The sequence below is a fragment of the Streptomyces sp. GL_140 genome, from assembly GCF_057834465.1.
On the sequence record NZ_CM174404.1, the window covers coordinates 7,134,410 to 7,150,810 of the forward strand.

A 16,401-nucleotide genomic window follows, 5' to 3' on the forward strand; every position below is an offset into this window, starting at 1 on the left:
CGATGCGGCTGGGCGCCGTCATCATCACCATGGGCAACCGGCCCGACGAGCTCAAGGCGCTCCTCGACTCGGTGGCCCGCCAGGACGGGCCCCCGGTCGAGGTGGCCGTCGTGGGCCAGGGCGTCAAGCTCACCGGGCTGCCCGAGGGCGTGCGCGCCGTCGAGCTGCCCGAGAACCTGGGCATCCCGGGCGGCCGCAACGTGGGCATCGAGGCCTTCGGGCCCGGCGGTCGCGAGGTGGACGCCCTGCTCTTCCTCGACGACGACGGGCTGCTGGAGCGCACCGACACCGCCGAGCTGTGCCGGCAGGCCTTCACGGAGGACCCGGAGCTCGGGATCGTCAGCTTCCGGATCGCGGATCCGGACACCGGCGAGACCCAGCGCCGGCACGTGCCCCGGCTGCGTGCCGCCGACCCGATGCGCTCCTCGCGCGTGACCACCTTCCTGGGCGGCGCCAATGCCGTCCGCACGAAGGTGTTCGAGCAGGTCGGGGGCCTGCCGGGAGAGTTCTTCTACGCGCACGAGGAGACCGACCTGGCCTGGCGGGCGCTCGACGCCGGCTGGCAGATCGACTACCGCGCGGACATGGTGCTGCTGCACCCCACGACGGCCCCCTCCCGGCACGCGGTCTACCACCGTATGGTGGCCCGCAACCGGGTGTGGCTCGCCCGCCGCAACCTTCCCGCCCCGCTGGTCCCGGTCTACGTGGGCGTCTGGCTCCTCCTGACGCTCCTGCGCAGGCCTTCGGCGCCGGCGCTCAAGGCCTGGTTCGGCGGGTTCAAGGAGGGGTGGACCACTCCCTGCGGACCCCGGCGCCCCATGAGATGGCGTACGGTCTGGCGGCTGACCCGGCTGGGCCGACCGCCTGTCATCTGATCCCCCCGCGTCTGAGAACATGGCGCGATCGCGACCCATCGCCTCAGGCCCGATGCCACCTTCTGCCGCATCATGAAGACGGAAAGTTTCATCTTGTGAGTGACACAACTCAGGATGGCGCCCTCGCCACGAGCAAGCCGCCGTCCGCAGACGCCGGGCTGAGCCCCGCGGAGCTCGCCAGGAAGTACGGGCTGACCGTGAGCGGGGCCCGACCCACGCTGCCGCAGTACATCAGGGAGCTGGTGGACCGGCGCCACTTCATCCTGGCGTTCTCCAGGGCGAAGCTGGTCGCCCAGTACAGCGAGGCGAAGCTCGGCCAGATCTGGCAGGTGGCGACCCCACTGCTGAACGCCCTGGTCTACTACTTGATCTTCGGCCTGATCCTGAACGCCGGCAAGGGCATCCACAAGAACGACTACATCCCCTTCCTGGTGATCGGCGTCTTCGTCTTCACCTTCAGCCAGAGCTCGCTCATGGCGGGGGTCCGGGCCATCCCGGCGAACATCGGCCTGGTCCGCGCCCTGCACTTCCCGCGGGCCTCCCTGCCGATCTCCTTCTCGCTCCAGCAGCTCCAGCAGCTGCTGTTCTCGATGATCGTCGTCTTCGTCGTCGTGATGAGCTTCGGCAACATGCCGCAGCTGTCGTGGCTGCTGGTGATCCCGGCGCTGGCGCTCCAGTTCGGCTTCAACACCGGCCTCGCCCTGATCTTCGCGCGGATGGGTTCCAAGACCCCCGACCTCGCGCAGCTCATGCCGTTCGTCACGCGTACGTGGATGTACGCGTCCGGCGTCATGTTCTCGATCGGCACGATGCTCAAGGGCAAGCCCGAATGGATCGCCGAGGTCCTTCAGTGGAACCCGGCGGCGATCTACATGGACCTGATCCGCTTCGCGCTCATCGACGGGTACGGCCAGGGGAACCTGCCGCCGCACGTCTGGGCCTTCGCCGTCGGCTGGGCCGTCGTGATCGGCTTCGGCGGCTTCGTGTACTTCTGGAAGGCTGAGGAGCGTTACGGCCGTGGCTGAGAGCAACCGGGGGCACGTCCCCACCGTCATCGCCGACGACGTGCACATCGTCTACCGGGTCAACACCGGCAGCTCCGGCAAGGGCAGCGCCACGGCGGCGCTCAGCAAGATAGTCCGACGCCGCAAGGGGGACTCGCCGGGCGTCCGCCGCGTCCACGCCGTGCGCGGAGTCTCCTTCACCGCCTACCAGGGCGAGGCCATCGGGATCATCGGATCCAACGGCTCGGGCAAGTCGACGCTGCTGCGCGCCATCGCCGGGCTGCTGCCCTGCGAGGCCGGCAAGGTCTACACCGACGGCCAGCCCTCGCTGCTGGGCGTCAATGCCGCGCTGATGAACGACCTCACCGGCGAGCGCAACGTCGTCCTCGGCGGTCTCGCGATGGGTATGAGTCGCGAGCAGATCCGGGAGCGTTACCAGAGCATCGTCGACTTCTCGGGCATCAACGAGAAGGGGGACTTCATTTCCCTGCCGATGCGCACCTACTCCTCCGGTATGGCCGCGCGCCTGCGTTTCTCCATCGCGGCCGCGAAGGACCACGACGTTCTGATGATCGACGAGGCGCTGGCCACCGGTGACCGGAAGTTCCAGGTGCGTTCCGAGGAACGCATCCGCGAACTGCGCAAGACCGCCGGAACCGTTTTCCTTGTGAGTCACAACAACAAGTCCATCCGCGACACCTGTGACCGGGTGCTGTGGCTGGAGCGGGGCGAACTCCTGATGGACGGTCCCACCGAGGAAGTCGTCGCGGCATACGAGAAGGCGACCAGCTGACGGATCGCGGCCACCGGCCCCCACCGCTTCGCGCGGCGGGGGCCGTGGCATGCCGTGGCGTTTATTCCGGCGACATCAGGTGGCGAGCGAATACCCGTCGAGCCGTCGCGGCGTTGTACAGCGTAAGCTGGCCCAGTCCTCAATCGCGGGCAAGAGGGGACGATTCCCCACAGGTGAATAGCCTGAGGCACTCCGGGGAAAGTCCGGCGGCGTGTCCGAAATAGGATGTATTGGGTTGGCAGTGTAGAACGGGAGATATGACGGCAATGGCTACGGGAATTCTCCGGCCCCCAGGCACGACGGCCGTCCCCGCCACGGGCGGCGGGCGGTGATCCCGGAGCACGGCATCAGCCCCGAGCCGCACGCGGCCCCCGGCACCTCCGGCGTCCCCGGCACCCGGACCCCGGTCACCGCTGCCCCGACCCGGGGCACCGCGGGCACCTCCGTCCTCACCGGCGGCCCCGACGCCCACACGGGCCTGACCCTCGACAAGGCCCGCACCGAGAACTTCCCCGTCGCCCCCGCCTTCCTTCCCCGCGCCTGGCGCCGGGGCCTGATGGCGGTCTACGGGTACGCCCGCCTGGTCGACGACATCGGCGACGGCGACCTCGCCCCGGGCGGCCGCGACGCCGTGCTGCTCGGCCTGGATCCCGCCGCCGTGGACGACCGGCTCGCCATGCTCGACGCCTTCGAGGCCGACCTGAAACGGGTCTTCGGCCCCGCCGACGGCCCCCCGCGCCACCCCCTGATGCTGGCCCTGCAACCCGTCGTACGGGACCACGGGCTCACCCCCGAGCCGTTCCTCGGGCTCATCGAAGCCAACCGGCAGGACCAGCGGGTCGCGCGCTACGAGACGTACGGCGACCTGGTCCGCTACTGCGAGCTCTCCGCCAACCCGGTCGGCCGCCTCGTCCTCGGCCTCACCGGCACCAGCACCCCCGAGCGGATCCGCCGCTCCGATGCCGTCTGCACCGCCCTGCAGATTGCCGAACACCTCCAGGACGTGGCCGAGGACCTCGCCCGCGACCGCATCTACCTCCCGGGTGAGGACATGCGCCGTTTCCGCGTGGCCGAATCCGACCTGGGAGCCCCCAGCGCCGGAGCATCCGTACGCGCGCTCGTCGCCTTCGAAACCGAGCGCGCGCGGGACCTCCTGAACGAGGGCACACCGCTCGTGGGCAGCGTCCACGGAAGGCTCCGGCTGCTGCTCGCCGGCTTCGTGGGAGGAGGGCGCGCCGCCCTGCGAGCCGTCACCGACGCCGGCTTCGACGTACTCCCCGGCCCGCCCAAGCCCACCAAGAGCGGCCTGCTCCGCGAGGTGGCCGCCGTCCTGCGCACAGCGCCGAGAAAGGGGTGAGCCCGACCGTGGAGGGCCCCACACACGCGTCCGCACCCGGCGCGCCGTCCGCGCCCGTGCTGGCGGCCTACAGCTACTGCGAGACCGTCACCGGCTCGCAGGCGCGCAACTTCGCCTACGGCATCCGGCTGCTGCCCGCCGACAAACGGCAGGCGATGTCGGCGCTCTACGCCTTCTCCCGGCGGGTCGACGACATCGGCGACGGCACGCTCGCACCCGAGGTCAAACTGGCCCGGCTGGAGGAGACCCGCGCCCTGCTCGGCCGGATCCGCGAAGAGAAGATCGACGAGGACGACACCGACCCGGTCGCCGTCGCCCTCGCCCACGCCTCGCGCCGCTTCCCCATCCCCCTGGAAGGGCTCGACGAACTCATCGACGGCGTCCTCATGGACGTGCGCGGCGAGACCTACGAGACCTGGGACGACCTCAAGGTCTACTGCCGCTGCGTGGCCGGAGCCATCGGCCGGCTCTCGCTCGGCGTGTTCGGCACCACCCCCGGCGCGCCCGACGCGGCCCGGGCCGGCGAATACGCCGACACCCTCGGCCTCGCGCTGCAACTCACCAACATCCTCCGGGACGTGTCCGAGGACGCGGGCAACGGGCGCACCTACCTGCCCGCCGAGGACCTCGCCAAGTTCGGCTGCTCCGACGGCTTCCACAGCGAGCGGATGCCCGCCGGCGCGGACTTCGTAGGGCTCGTCCACCACGAAGTCCGGCGCGCCCGAGCCCTGTTCGTCGAGGGCTACCGGCTGCTCCCCCTGCTCGACCGGCGCAGCGGCGCCTGCGTCGCCGCGATGGCCGGGATCTACCGGCGCCTGCTCGACCGCATCGAGCGCGAGCCCGAGGCCGTGCTCCGGGGCCGGGTCTCGCTGCCGCCGCACGAGAAGGCGTACGTGGCCGTCCGCGGGCTCTCCGGGCTCGACGCGCGGACCATCTCGCGCCAGAGCAACCGGAGGCGGCTCTGATGGCGCCCTCCGTGCTTGTCCGGCCGGACGCGCCCGCGGAGCGGGCCGGGGCAACCCGCCGCGCCCCGGCCGCGTCTGTCGCAGTGACAGAGGAGGACGTATGACAGCGAACCACGCCGTCGTGGTCGGCGGCGGGCTCGCCGGGGTCACCGCCGCGCTGGAGCTCGCCGACGCGGGCCTGCGCGTCACCCTGCTGGAAGGCCGGCCCCGGCTCGGCGGCCTCGCCTTCTCCTTCAAGCGCGGCGACCTCACCGTCGACAATGGCCAGCACGTCTACCTGCGCTGCTGCACCGCCTACCGGTGGTTCCTCGACCGCATCGAAGGCGCGGACCTGGCCCCCCTCCAGGACCGGCTCGACGTACCCGTGCTCGACGTGGCGCACCCCGGCGGCCCCCGCCTGGGCCGGCTGCGCCGCAGCGCCCTGCCCGTGCCCCTGCACCTGGCAGGCTCCCTCGCCCGCTACCCGCACCTCTCGCTCGCCGAACGGGCGAGCGTCGGGCGCGCGGCCCTCGCCCTGCGCCGCCTCGACCCCGCCGACCCGGCGCTCGACGGCCTGGACTTCGCGACCTGGCTCGGCCGCTACGGCCAGTCCCCGCGCACCATCGAGGCCCTGTGGGACCTCGTCGGCATCGCCACCCTCAACGCCACCGCCGAACAGTCCTCGCTGGGCCTGGCCGCCATGGTCTTCAAGACCGGGCTGCTCTCGCAGAACGGCGCGGCCGACATCGGCTGGGCCCGCGTACCGCTCGGCGACCTCCACGACGTCCTCGCCCGCCGCGCCCTCGACGCGGCCGGGGTGCGGACCGAGCTGCGCACCCGGGTCACCGCCATCTCCCGTACCGAAGACGGCGGTTGGCTGGTCGACACCGAGGGCGAGTCCCTGGACGCCGACGCCGTGGTCCTCGCCGTCCCGCAGCGCGAGGCGCACGGGCTGCTCCCGGCCGGCGCGCTCGCCGACCCCGACAAGCTCCTCGACATCGGCACCGCGCCGATCCTCAACGTCCACGTCGTCTACGACCGAAAGGTGGTCAAGCAGCCGTTCTTCGCGGCCCTCGGCTCCCCGGTCCAGTGGGTCTTCGACCGCACCGAGTCCTCCGGACTCCCCGACGGCGGCCAGTACCTGGCCCTGTCCCAGTCGGTGGCCCACGAGGACATCGACGAGCCCGTCTCCGTGCTGCGCGCCAAGTACCTGCCCGAGCTGGAACGGCTGCTGCCGGCGGCGCGCGGCGCCAAGGTACGGGACTTCTTCGTCACCCGGGAGCGCACCGCCACCTTCGCCCCCACCCCCGGCGTCGGGCGGCTGCGGCCCGGCCCGCGGACCGACACGCCGGGGCTCTACCTCGCAGGTGCGTGGACCGCGACCGGTTGGCCCGCGACCATGGAGAGCGCCGTCCGCAGCGGACTGAGCGCGGCCCAGGCCGCACTCGCCACGCTGGGCCGCCACCGCGAACACCCCCTGCAGGAGGCGGCATGACCACCACCGGCACCACCGTTACCGGCACCACGGGTACCGGCACCGCAGCACCAAGCACCGCAGTACGTACAGGAACCAGAGGAGAGCCAGTGAACCCGGGGAATCCGGCCGTCGAGAACACGGACGCCAGTGCGGGCCCGGTCGGCGGGGAGAAGGCGGACACGCTCGCCCTCCTCGAACGCGGCCGTACGCTCTCGACGCCCGTGCTCCGCGCCGCCGTGGACCGGCTCGCCGCGCCCATGGACACCGTCGCCGCCTACCACTTCGGCTGGATCGACGCCCACGGAAACCCGGCGGACGGCGACGGCGGCAAAGCCGTCCGCCCCGCCCTCGCCCTGCTCTCCGCCGAGGCCGCGGGGGCCGCGGCCGAGGTGGGCATCCCGGGAGCCGTCGCGGTCGAGCTCGTACACAACTTCTCGCTGCTCCACGACGACCTGATGGACGGCGACGAGCAGCGCCGCCACCGCGACACCGTGTGGAAGGTCCACGGACCGGCCCTCGCGATCCTGGTCGGCGACGCGCTGTTCGCCCTGGCCAACGAGGTGCTCCTGGAGCTCGGCACGGTCGAGGCCGGGCGCGCCGCGCGCCGCCTGACCACCGCCAGCCGCAAGCTCATCGACGGCCAGGCCCAGGACATCTCCTACGAGCACCGCGAGAGCGTCAGCGTCGAGGAATGCCTGGAGATGGAGGGCAACAAGACCGGCGCCCTGCTCGCCTGCGCGGTCTCCATCGGCGCCGTGCTCGGCGGCGCGGACGACCGTACGGCCGACAAGCTGGAGGAGTACGGCTACCACCTCGGCCTGGCCTTCCAGGCCGTCGACGACCTCCTCGGCATCTGGGGCGACCCGGAGTCCACCGGCAAGCAGACCTGGAGCGACCTGCGCCAGCGCAAGAAGTCCCTGCCCGTCGTCGCCGCCCTCGCGGCCGGCGGACCGGCCTGCGAAGAGCTCGCCGAACTGCTCGCCGCCGACGCCAAGAGCAACGACTTCGAGAACTTCTCGGAAGAGGAGTTCGCCGCCCGCGCGGCGCTCATCGAGGCGGCCGGCGGCCGCCAGTGGACCGCCGACGAGGCGCGCCGCCAGCACGCGGTCGCGATCAAGGCGCTCGACGACGTGGACATGGACCAGAAGGTGCGCGACCAGCTCGTCGCACTCGCCGACTTCGTCGTCGTGCGCAAGAGGTGATCGCCACCCGTACGCGCATATGACTCGCCAGTCGCCGGCCGGTACTGCCTGCCCGTAGTACCGGCCGACGGCAACCCCCAGTACAGCGGAGGACAGCAGAGGACACTGCACACAAAGGGGAAGCCATGACAGCGACGACCGACGGCGGCGGCCCCACCGCAGCCGCATCGCAGAGTGCCACACAGGCGGAGGCCCCGCCGGGCCCGTTGCGCGACGCGCACGAGGCGACGGCGAGGGCGGTGCGCAACCTGCTCGACCGGCAGGACGAGGCAGGCTGGTGGAAGGGCGACCTGGAGACCAACGTCACCATGGACGCGGAGGACCTGCTGCTGCGGCAGTTCCTCGGAATCCGGGACGAGGCCACCACGCACGCCGCCGGACTGTTCATCCGCGGCGAGCAGCAGAGCGACGGAACCTGGGCCACCTTCCACGGCGGCCCCGCCGACCTCTCCGCCACCATCGAGGCCTACGTGGCCCTGCGCCTCGCCGGGGACGCCCCCGACGCCCCGCACATGGCCCGCGCCTCCGCGTGGATCCGGGCCCACGGGGGAATCGCCGGCGCCCGGGTCTTCACCCGCATCTGGCTCGCGCTGTTCGGCTGGTGGAACTGGGACCACCTGCCCGAACTCCCGCCCGAACTGGTCTTCCTGCCGCCCTGGGTGCCGCTGAACATCTACGACTTCGGCTGCTGGGCCCGGCAGACCATCGTCCCGCTCACCGTGGTCTCCGCGCTGCGCCCGGTCCGCCCGGCCCCCTTCGCGCTGGACGAGCTGCACACCGATGCGCGGAACCCGAACCCGGTCAAGAGGCTGGCCCCGCTGGCGAGTTGGGGTGGCGCATTCCAGCGGATGGACAAGGCCCTGCACGTCTACCGCCGGTTCGCCCCGCGCCGCCTGCGCAAGGCGGCCATGGTCAGTGCCGGCCGCTGGATCGTGGAGCGCCAGGAGAACGACGGCTGCTGGGGAGGGATCCAGCCGCCCGCCGTGTACTCCGTCATCGCCCTGCACCTGCTCGGCTACGACATGCGCCATCCGGTGATGCGGGCCGGGCTGGAGTCCCTGGACCGGTTTGCGGTCTGGCGCGCCGACGGGGCCCGGATGATCGAGGCCTGCCAGTCCCCGGTGTGGGACACCTGTCTGGCCGCCATCGCGCTGGCCGACGCCGGACTGAGCCCCGACCACCCGGCGCTGGTCAAGGCCGCCGACTGGATGCTCGGCGAGGAGATCGTGCGCAGCGGGGACTGGGCCGTGCGCCGCCCCGGACTGGCCCCGGGAGGCTGGGCGTTCGAGTTCCACAACGACAACTACCCCGACATCGACGACACGGCCGAGGTGGTCCTCGCGCTGCGCCGCGTCAAACACCCCGACCCGGCGCGCCTCGAAGCCGCCATCGCCCGCGGGGTGTCCTGGAACCTCGGCATGCAGTCGAAGAACGGCGCCTGGGGAGCCTTCGACGCCGACAACACCAGCTCCCTGCCCAACAAGCTGCCCTTCTGCGACTTCGGCGAGGTGATCGACCCGCCCTCGGCGGACGTCACCGCCCACGTCGTCGAGATGCTCGCCGTCGAGGGCAAGGCGGGCGATGCCCGCACCCGGCGCGGGATCGCCTGGCTGCTCGCGGAACAGGAGCCGGACGGCGGCTGGTTCGGCCGCTGGGGCACCAACTACGTCTACGGGACCGGCTCGGTGGTCCCGGCCCTGACCGCCGCCGGGTTCGCCCCCTCGCACCCCGCGATCCGGCGGGCCGTGCGCTGGCTGGAATCCGTACAGAACGAGGACGGTGGGTGGGGCGAGGACCAGCGTTCCTACAAGGACCCGTCCTGGGCCGGGAAGGGCCCCTCGACGGCCTCGCAGACGGCGTGGGCCCTGATGGCACTCCTGTCGGCGGGGGAGCGCGAGGGGGACGCGGTCCGGCGGGGGATCGCGTACCTGGTCGGGACCCAGCTCGCGGACGGCACCTGGGACGAGCCGTACTTCACCGGGACCGGATTCCCCTGGGACTTCTCCATCAACTACCACCTCTACCGCCAGGTGTTCCCGCTGACGGCGCTCGGCCGCTACCTTTACGGGGAGCCCTTCGGCCCGGACGGCCGGTACGCGGACCCGGGCGTGTTCCCGGCCGGCGAGGGGGCCTGATGCGCCCGGACCGCGAAGCCGCCACCGGCCCGCCCCCGCTGCTCGTCGCCTGTGCGCTGCGCATCGAGCGGGCGGCCCTGCGCAGCGGTAGCGTGGTGGGCGCGCCCGAGCTCTACGAGGTCCTGCGCACCGGCATGGGCCCCCGCGCGGCCGAACGCGCCGTCGGCCGCGCCCTGGCCGAGCCGGCGCTGCGCGGGGCCGCGGTGCTCGCCACCGGATTCTGCGCCGGGCTGCTGCCCGGCATGAGCCCCGGCGACCTGATCGTCGCCGAGGAGACCCGGGACCCGCGCGGCACGGTCGCCTGCGCCGGTACCGCCCTGCTCGCCGAGGCGCTGGCCCGGGCCGTACCCGGCCGGACCGTACACCTCGGTGCACTGACCGGATCCGACCACGTCGTCCGGGGCCGGGAGCGCGCGGAACTGCGCGCCACCGGCGCCATCGGGGTCGACATGGAATCGGCGGCCACCCTGTGGACCGCGGCCCGGCAAGGACCCGCCGGGCCCGACGGCCCAGACGGACCCGCCGGACCCGGCGCGGACCGTCCGGTTGCGGCCGTACGGGTGATCGTGGACGCTCCGGAGCATGAGCTCATCCGTATTGGCACTGTTCGCGGAGGAATATCAGCCTTTCGCGTACTGCGTGCCGTACTGCCTGCGTTTTATGACTGGCACCGTTCTTTGCTGCTCCCCAGGAGGTGAGCCAGATGGCCATGCCACTGCGACAGACCATCAGGGTCGGGACGTACCTGCTCGAACAGAAGCTCCGCAAGCGTGAGAAGTTCCCGCTGATCGTCGAGCTGGAACCGCTCTACGCCTGCAATCTGGCCTGCGAGGGATGTGGAAAGATCCAGCACCCGGCCGGGGTGCTCAAGCAGCGCATGCCCGTGGCCCAGGCCGTCGGCGCCGTGCTGGAGTCCGGCGCGCCGATGGTGTCCATCGCCGGCGGCGAACCGTTGATGCACCCGCAGATCGACGAGATCGTGCGCCAGCTCGTGGCGAAGCGGAAGTATGTCTTCCTTTGCACCAACGCGATGCTGCTCCGCAAGAAGATCGAGAAGTTCACCCCGTCCCCCTACTTCGCCTTCGCCGTGCACATCGACGGACTGCGCGAGCGCCACGACGAGTCCGTGGCCAAGGAAGGCGTCTTCGACGAGGCGGTCGCGGCCATCAAGGAGGCGAAGAAGCGCGGGTTCCGGGTGACCACCAACTCCACCTTCTTCAACACCGATACCCCGCAGACCATCATCGAGGTCCTCAACTACCTCAATGACGACCTCCAGGTCGACGAAATGATGATCTCGCCCGCCTATGCCTACGAGAAGGCCCCCGACCAAGAGCACTTCCTGGGCGTCGAACAGACCCGCGAACTCTTCAAGAAGGCCTTCGCGGGCGGAAACCGGCGCCGCTGGCGGCTCAACCACTCCCCGCTCTTCCTGGACTTCCTGGAAGGCAAGGCCGATTTCCCCTGCACCGCATGGGCCATTCCGAATTACTCCCTCTTCGGCTGGCAGCGCCCCTGCTATCTGATGAGCGACGGATACGTACCCACGTACCGGGAACTCATCGAGGACACGGACTGGAGCAAGTACGGCCGCGGAAAGGACCCGCGCTGCGCGAACTGCATGGCGCACTGCGGGTACGAGCCCACGGCGGTCCTCGCCACCATGGGCTCTCTGAAGGAGTCGCTGCGCGCGGCGCGGGAGACGGTGGGCGGCCGGGGCACCTCGGCATGAGCGGGGACCGGGCGGGGGAGGGCGGCCGGGTGGACCGGGCCGGGGGCTTCGACCTCGGCGCGCTGCTGGCCGAGCGCGGCGGGGAACGGTACGAACTGCACGCCCGTCACCTCAATCACCAACTGCCCCGGATGCTGCACACCATCGGCTTCGACAAGGTCTACGAGCGTGCCGAGGGAGCCCACTTCTGGGACGCCGAGGGCAACGACTACCTCGACATGCTCGCCGGGTTCGGGGTGATGGGCCTGGGCCGCCACCACCCGGTGGTCAGACAGGCCCTGCACGACGTCCTGGACGCCCAGCTCGCCGACCTCACCCGCTTCGACTGCCAGCCGCTCCCCGGGCTGCTGGCGGAGAAGCTGCTCTCGTACAGCCCGCACCTGGACCGGGTGTTCTTCGGCAACAGCGGCACCGAGGCGGTGGAGACCGCCCTGAAGTTCGCCCGGTACGCCACCGGGCGGCCCAGGATCCTCTACTGCGACCACGCCTTCCACGGGCTCACCGCCGGCGCGCTGTCGGTGAACGGCGAGGGCGGCTTCCGGGAGGGCTTCGCCCCGCTGCTGCCCGACACCAGGATCGCCCTCGGTGACCTGGCAGCCCTGGAGCGGGAACTGGGCAAGGGGGACGTGGCGGCCTTCGTGGTCGAGCCGATCCAGGGCAAGGGGGTGCTCGCCGCCCCGCCCGGGTTCCTGCTCGCCGCACAGGAGCTGCTGCGCCGGCACAAGGCCCTGCTGATCGCGGACGAGGTCCAGACGGGCCTCGGACGCACCGGGGAGTTCTACGCCTACCAGCACGAGGCCGGAGTGGAACCGGACCTGGTGTGCGTGGCCAAGGCGCTCAGCGGAGGCTACGTACCGGTCGGCGCCACCCTGGGCAAGGACTGGATCTTCAAGCGCGTCTACTCCTCCATGGACCGGGTGCTCGTGCACTCCGCGAGCTTCGGTTCCAACGCGCAGGCGATGGCGGCCGGGCTCGCGGTGCTCTCGGTCATGGAGGACGAGGGGGTGGTGGCCAACGCCCGCGCCATGGGCGACCTGCTGCGCGGCCGCCTCGCCGCGCTCGTGGACGAGTACGAACTGCTCCACGAGGTACGGGGGCGCGGGCTGATGATCGGCATCGAGTTCGGCCGGCCCTCCTCGCTGGGGCTGCGGAGCCGGTGGACCATGCTGCAGGCGGCCCGCAAGGGGCTGTTCGCGCAGATGGTCGTGGTGCCGCTGCTGCAGAAGCACCGGATCCTCACGCAGGTGTCCGGGGACCACCTGGAAGTGATCAAGCTCATTCCGCCGCTGGTCGTGGACGAGGCGGACGTGGAGCGGTTCGTCGGGGCCTTCCGGGAGGTCATGGACGAGGCGCACGGCGGCGGCGCGCTGATGTGGGACTTCGGCCGGACGCTGGTGAAGCAGGCCGTCGCGAACCGGTGAGCCGGCTTACCGGTGATCCGGTGACCTGGTGAACCGGCTGACGGGGCGGCGGCCTGCCTCGCGGGGCGTCAGTCCAGCAGCCGGTCGCGGAGCCGTTCGAGGGTCTCGGGCGTGAGCCCGAGGCCCTCGGCGAGGTAGCGCTCCACCCCGCCCCACTGCTCGTCGATGGTCTCGAAGGCCGCGGTCAGGTACTGGGCGCGGGCGTCGAAGAGCGGGGCGAGCAGCTCCATCACCTCGGGGGTGCGGGCCTGGGCCGCGTCACTGCTCCGGCGGACCCGGTAGCGGTTGTGCGGGGCGTTCGACTCCAGGTAGTCGGCGACGATCGCCTCCCGCTCGACGCCCAGCGCGAGCAGGGTGACGGCGATCGACAGGCCGGCCCGGTCCTTGCCGGCCGCGCAGTGCATGAGGGCCGGGACGCTGTCCTCGGCGAGGGCGTGCAGCACCCGGCTGTGCTCGGCGGTGCGGGTCCTGATGATCCCGCGGTAGGAATTGGTCATCCGCTCGGCGGCCCTGCCGTCCCCCAGGACCTCGTGGAGCTGGCCGACCTCCCCGTCGCGCACCATCTTCCAGAACTCCCGCCCGTCGGCCGGGTCCGACAGCGGGATGTTCACGTTGCGCACGCCGGACAGCTCGACGTCCGCGCCCTCCAGCGCGTGGTCGGCGCCGTTGCGGAAGTCGAAGACGGTGTGCAGACCGAGCGATTCGAGGAACTCCGCGTCAGTTTCAGTGGCATGTGCGAGATGTCCGCTTCGGAACAGTCGTCCCGACTTGACCTTCCGGCCGTCGGTGGTCGGCAGCCCGCCCACGTCACGGAAGTTGCGCACGCCGGTCAGTTCCGGCTCCGTCTGCGGGCTCTGGGGTATCCGCTGGGTCACAGGGGGCTCCTCTGTGTGGTCGTCGAGAGTGTCCGAATTACGCTACTTGGGAACAACTTGCCATAGCGACAGGCGAGATCGGACACCTCCCCGTGAGCCAGATCATACGGTGACCGTGAGTGCCTGATCATCAATGTCGAATTGCCTTGTCGGGGCGGCCGTTGAAGGCCGGGAATGGACACAGGGTGACCGGAATTCCGGCTGGCAGGCATTCCTGAGAATCATTCAGGGAATTCGTGACTTGTTCTGTGCGGCCGGACTCGATTACGTTCGCGATCGATCCGGACGGACCGCCTAATCCTGCCGCCGTCCGGCAACCGCACCCGACTATTCAGCGCGTGGCAGGAGCGGGGGAACCAGGTAAGCCGCTGTTCCCGATCCGTATCGGATCTTTACAACGGGACAGCTCGGGGTGAAGTCGTACATGCGCCGTTCGCCGGCGCGGATATGGCCGGACATCTCCCGTCCGAACCCGACAGCTCACCTCGCAGGCGTCGGAGAGGAATTCGCCATGACCGCAACGGGTAAGCACCGCCGCCCGAAGTCCCGCTCGATATCCCGCGGTTTCGCCGTTGCGGGCACCGGTGGCGCGGCCCTCGCGCTCCCGCTGCTCGGTGCCGCCGGCGCCCACGCGGCCGGCGTCCCGGCCGCGGCGCCCGCCGCCGTGCCGGTCCAGGCGGCACGGGTCGCCCAGGTTCCGGCCGCCCTCCAGGCCGCGCCGACCGCGGCGCAGGCCGCCCCCACCGTCTACACGGTCGTGCCGGGGGACTACCTCTCCAAGATCGCCGAGCGTGAGCACCTCACCGGTGGCTGGGAGCGGCTCTACGCGGACAACCGCGAGGCCGTGGGCTCCAACCCCTCGCTGATCCACCCGGGCCTGAAGCTGACGCTCGGTGCCACGGGCGCGGCGCAGCCGGCCGAGAAGCCCTCCCAGGCCTCGGCTGACGCCTCGTCGGACGACACCTCGGACTCCCCGTCGGGTGACTCCTCCGACGAAGGCTCCGCCGACGGGTCGGCGGCCGAGGCCCCGGCCGCGCCCGCCCCCAAGGCGGCCCCCGTCAAGCAGCAGGCCGCTCCGGCCTCCGCCGGGTTCGTCGCCCCGGTCGGCGGCGGCACCTCCACCCCGTACAAGGCCGCCGGCTCCATGTGGTCCAGCGGCTACCACACGGGTGTGGACTTCATCGCGAGCACCGGCACCACCGTCAAGGCCGTCGGCGCGGGCACGGTCGTCTCGGCCGGCTGGGGCGGTGCGTACGGCAACGAGGTGGTCATCCGCCACGCGGACGGCAAGTACAGCCAGTACGGCCACCTCTCCCAGCTGTCCGTCTCGGTCGGCCAGAGCGTCACCGCCGGGCAGCGCATCGGTCTCTCCGGCGCCACCGGCAACGTGACCGGCCCGCACCTCCACTTCGAGATCCGCACGGGGCCCTCGTACGGCTCGGACATCGACCCGCTGGCCTACCTGCGGTCGAAGGGCGTCAGCATCTGAGTCCGACCGTCGGCTCCGGCGGCGGGCGAGCGGTTGCGAGCGGTTGAGAGCAGCTGCCGGCCGGTGCGGACCGGGAACGTGCGTGCGGCCGGGACCCGAGGGGGGCCCGGCCGTATGTGCGTCCCGGTCGGTTCGTCGCCCCTCCCGCCTATTCCTCGTGCGACGGGTGGCAAAGATCACGGTCCGTCAAACCTTGGCTACGGTCGCGTAGGTCGTGCGCAGGGGTGAAGGATGTGGTCCCGTGGCAGCGACGACGACGACACTCAAGACCATCGGCTCGTACGCGGCGATCGGGGACAGCTTCACCGAAGGCGTCGGGGACCCGGGACCCGGGGAAACGTTTCTCGGCTGGGCGGACCGGCTGGCCGTACTCCTGGCCGATCAGCGCGAAGAGCACGACTTCCGGTACGCGAACCTGGCCGTCCGGGGCCGCCTCCTGGACCAGATCGTGGCCGAGCAGGTCCCCCGGGCCAAGGAGCTCGCGCCGGACCTGGTGACCTTCTGCGCGGGCGGCAACGACATCATCCGGCCCGGCAGCGACCCGGACGACGTGGCCCAGCGGTTCGAGGCGGCGGTCGCCGACCTCACCGGATCGGTCGGCCAGGTCATGATCACCACCGGGTTCGACACGCGGGACGTGCCGGTCCTCAAGCACATGCGGGGCAAGATCGCGACGTACAGCGCGCACGTGCGCTCCATCGCCGACCGGTACGAGTGCCCCGTGCTCGACCTCTGGTCCCTGAAGTCCGTACAGGACCGGCGGGCCTGGGACGAGGACCGGCTGCACCTCTCGCCCGAGGGGCACACGCGGGTCGCCCTGCGCGCCGCCCAGGTGCTGGGCCTGGACACCCCGGCCGACCCGGACCAGCCGTGGCCGCCGATGCGGCCGCGCGGCTCGGTGGACGTGACCCGCGACAACATCCAGTGGGCGCGCGAGTACCTGGTCCCGTGGATCGGGCGACGGCTGCGCGGGGAGTCCTCCGGGGACCACGTGGAGCCGAAGCGACCGGACCTGCTGCCGTTGTAGGTACGGCACGGGTACGGGCGCGGGTGCGCGGGCGGGTGGGGGGCGTTCGGGAGCGCCAAATGGAATCCTT

Annotated in this window: 14 protein-coding genes and 1 riboswitch; of the genes, 13 read left to right on the forward strand and 1 reads right to left on the reverse strand. The window is 71.4% G+C overall.

Annotated features, from left to right (window positions below; genetic code table 11):
• The first annotated feature begins 2 nt into the window (after positions 1-2).
• The 11 genes from AC3IYJ_RS33205 to AC3IYJ_RS33255 all read left to right on the forward strand — a co-directional run bounded on the left by AC3IYJ_RS33205 (position 3) and on the right by AC3IYJ_RS33255 (position 12,940).
• Positions 3-875 carry a glycosyltransferase family 2 protein gene (locus AC3IYJ_RS33205; RefSeq protein WP_489403013.1) on the forward strand — a complete coding sequence of 291 codons (873 nt, stop codon included), beginning with the start codon at positions 3-5 and terminating at the stop codon, positions 873-875.
• A 95-nt stretch (positions 876-970) separates the two neighbouring features.
• Positions 971-1,900 (forward strand): ABC transporter permease, encoded by a 930-nt coding sequence (locus AC3IYJ_RS33210; protein WP_489398192.1) that lies wholly within the window; start codon positions 971-973, stop codon positions 1,898-1,900.
• Positions 1,893-2,672, forward strand: coding sequence for an ABC transporter ATP-binding protein (locus AC3IYJ_RS33215; RefSeq protein ID WP_489398193.1), 780 nt, complete (start codon positions 1,893-1,895; stop codon positions 2,670-2,672). Before AC3IYJ_RS33210 ends, AC3IYJ_RS33215 begins: the two co-directional genes overlap by 8 nt.
• 478 nt (positions 2,673-3,150) lie before the next feature.
• Positions 3,151-4,029: a squalene synthase HpnC gene (hpnC, locus tag AC3IYJ_RS33220; RefSeq protein ID WP_489403014.1), complete on the forward strand. Its 879-nt coding sequence runs from the start codon at positions 3,151-3,153 to the stop codon at positions 4,027-4,029.
• Positions 4,026-4,994, forward strand: a complete 969-nt coding sequence (hpnD, locus tag AC3IYJ_RS33225) for a presqualene diphosphate synthase HpnD (RefSeq protein WP_489398194.1) — start codon at positions 4,026-4,028, stop codon at positions 4,992-4,994. Before hpnC ends, hpnD begins: the two co-directional genes overlap by 4 nt.
• A gap of 100 nt (positions 4,995-5,094) precedes the next feature.
• Entirely contained in the window at positions 5,095-6,468 is a 1,374-nt protein-coding gene (hpnE, locus tag AC3IYJ_RS33230) for a hydroxysqualene dehydroxylase HpnE (RefSeq protein WP_489398195.1), read from the forward strand.
• Positions 6,469-6,557: 89 nt separating this feature from the next.
• Positions 6,558-7,652 carry a polyprenyl synthetase family protein gene (locus AC3IYJ_RS33235; protein WP_489398196.1) on the forward strand — a complete coding sequence of 365 codons (1,095 nt, stop codon included), beginning with the start codon at positions 6,558-6,560 and terminating at the stop codon, positions 7,650-7,652.
• Between the two features lie 125 nt (positions 7,653-7,777).
• Positions 7,778-9,787 carry a squalene--hopene cyclase gene (gene shc / locus AC3IYJ_RS33240; protein WP_489398197.1) on the forward strand — a complete coding sequence of 670 codons (2,010 nt, stop codon included), beginning with the start codon at positions 7,778-7,780 and terminating at the stop codon, positions 9,785-9,787.
• Positions 9,787-10,485 (forward strand): phosphorylase family protein, encoded by a 699-nt coding sequence (locus AC3IYJ_RS33245; RefSeq protein ID WP_489398198.1) that lies wholly within the window; start codon positions 9,787-9,789, stop codon positions 10,483-10,485. The genes shc and AC3IYJ_RS33245 overlap by 1 nt, the downstream gene beginning before the upstream one ends.
• Before the next feature lie 5 nt (positions 10,486-10,490).
• Positions 10,491-11,519: an adenosyl-hopene transferase HpnH gene (hpnH, locus tag AC3IYJ_RS33250; protein WP_489398199.1), complete on the forward strand. Its 1,029-nt coding sequence runs from the start codon at positions 10,491-10,493 to the stop codon at positions 11,517-11,519.
• Positions 11,516-12,940 (forward strand): aspartate aminotransferase family protein, encoded by a 1,425-nt coding sequence (locus AC3IYJ_RS33255; protein ID WP_489398200.1) that lies wholly within the window; start codon positions 11,516-11,518, stop codon positions 12,938-12,940. Before hpnH ends, AC3IYJ_RS33255 begins: the two co-directional genes overlap by 4 nt.
• 68 nt (positions 12,941-13,008) lie before the next feature.
• Here AC3IYJ_RS33255 and AC3IYJ_RS33260 read toward each other — a convergent pair whose 3' ends face one another.
• The gene (locus tag AC3IYJ_RS33260; RefSeq protein WP_489398201.1) at positions 13,009-13,815 is read right to left on the reverse strand and encodes a tyrosine-protein phosphatase; all 807 of its coding nucleotides are present in this window, start codon (positions 13,813-13,815) and stop codon (positions 13,009-13,011) included.
• 314 nt (positions 13,816-14,129) lie between these two features.
• Positions 14,130-14,324: riboswitch (cyclic di-AMP (ydaO/yuaA leader) on the forward strand.
• A gap of 2 nt (positions 14,325-14,326) precedes the next feature.
• Between AC3IYJ_RS33260 and AC3IYJ_RS33265 the strand changes: the two genes are divergently transcribed.
• A complete protein-coding gene (locus AC3IYJ_RS33265; RefSeq protein ID WP_489398202.1) occupies positions 14,327-15,304 on the forward strand; it encodes a LysM peptidoglycan-binding domain-containing M23 family metallopeptidase in 978 nt (325 codons plus the stop codon).
• A gap of 241 nt (positions 15,305-15,545) precedes the next feature.
• Positions 15,546-16,331, forward strand: coding sequence for an SGNH/GDSL hydrolase family protein (locus AC3IYJ_RS33270; RefSeq protein WP_489398203.1), 786 nt, complete (start codon positions 15,546-15,548; stop codon positions 16,329-16,331).
• Positions 16,332-16,401: the final 70 nt, after the last annotated feature.

Bases quoted from the DNA above. Each gene is read 5' to 3' on its own strand.
- AC3IYJ_RS33245 (WP_489398198.1), top strand. From the start codon at position 9,787: ATGCGCCCGGACCGCGAAGCCGCCACCGGCCCGCCCCCGCTGCTCGTC.
- shc (WP_489398197.1), top strand. From the start codon at position 7,778: ATGACAGCGACGACCGACGGCGGCGGCCCCACCGCAGCCGCATCGCAG.
- hpnE (WP_489398195.1), top strand. From the start codon at position 5,095: ATGACAGCGAACCACGCCGTCGTGGTCGGCGGCGGGCTCGCCGGGGTC.
- AC3IYJ_RS33205 (WP_489403013.1), top strand. From the start codon at position 3: ATGCGGCTGGGCGCCGTCATCATCACCATGGGCAACCGGCCCGACGAG.
- AC3IYJ_RS33265 (WP_489398202.1), top strand. From the start codon at position 14,327: ATGACCGCAACGGGTAAGCACCGCCGCCCGAAGTCCCGCTCGATATCC.
- hpnH (WP_489398199.1), top strand. From the start codon at position 10,491: ATGGCCATGCCACTGCGACAGACCATCAGGGTCGGGACGTACCTGCTC.
- AC3IYJ_RS33255 (WP_489398200.1), top strand. From the start codon at position 11,516: ATGAGCGGGGACCGGGCGGGGGAGGGCGGCCGGGTGGACCGGGCCGGG.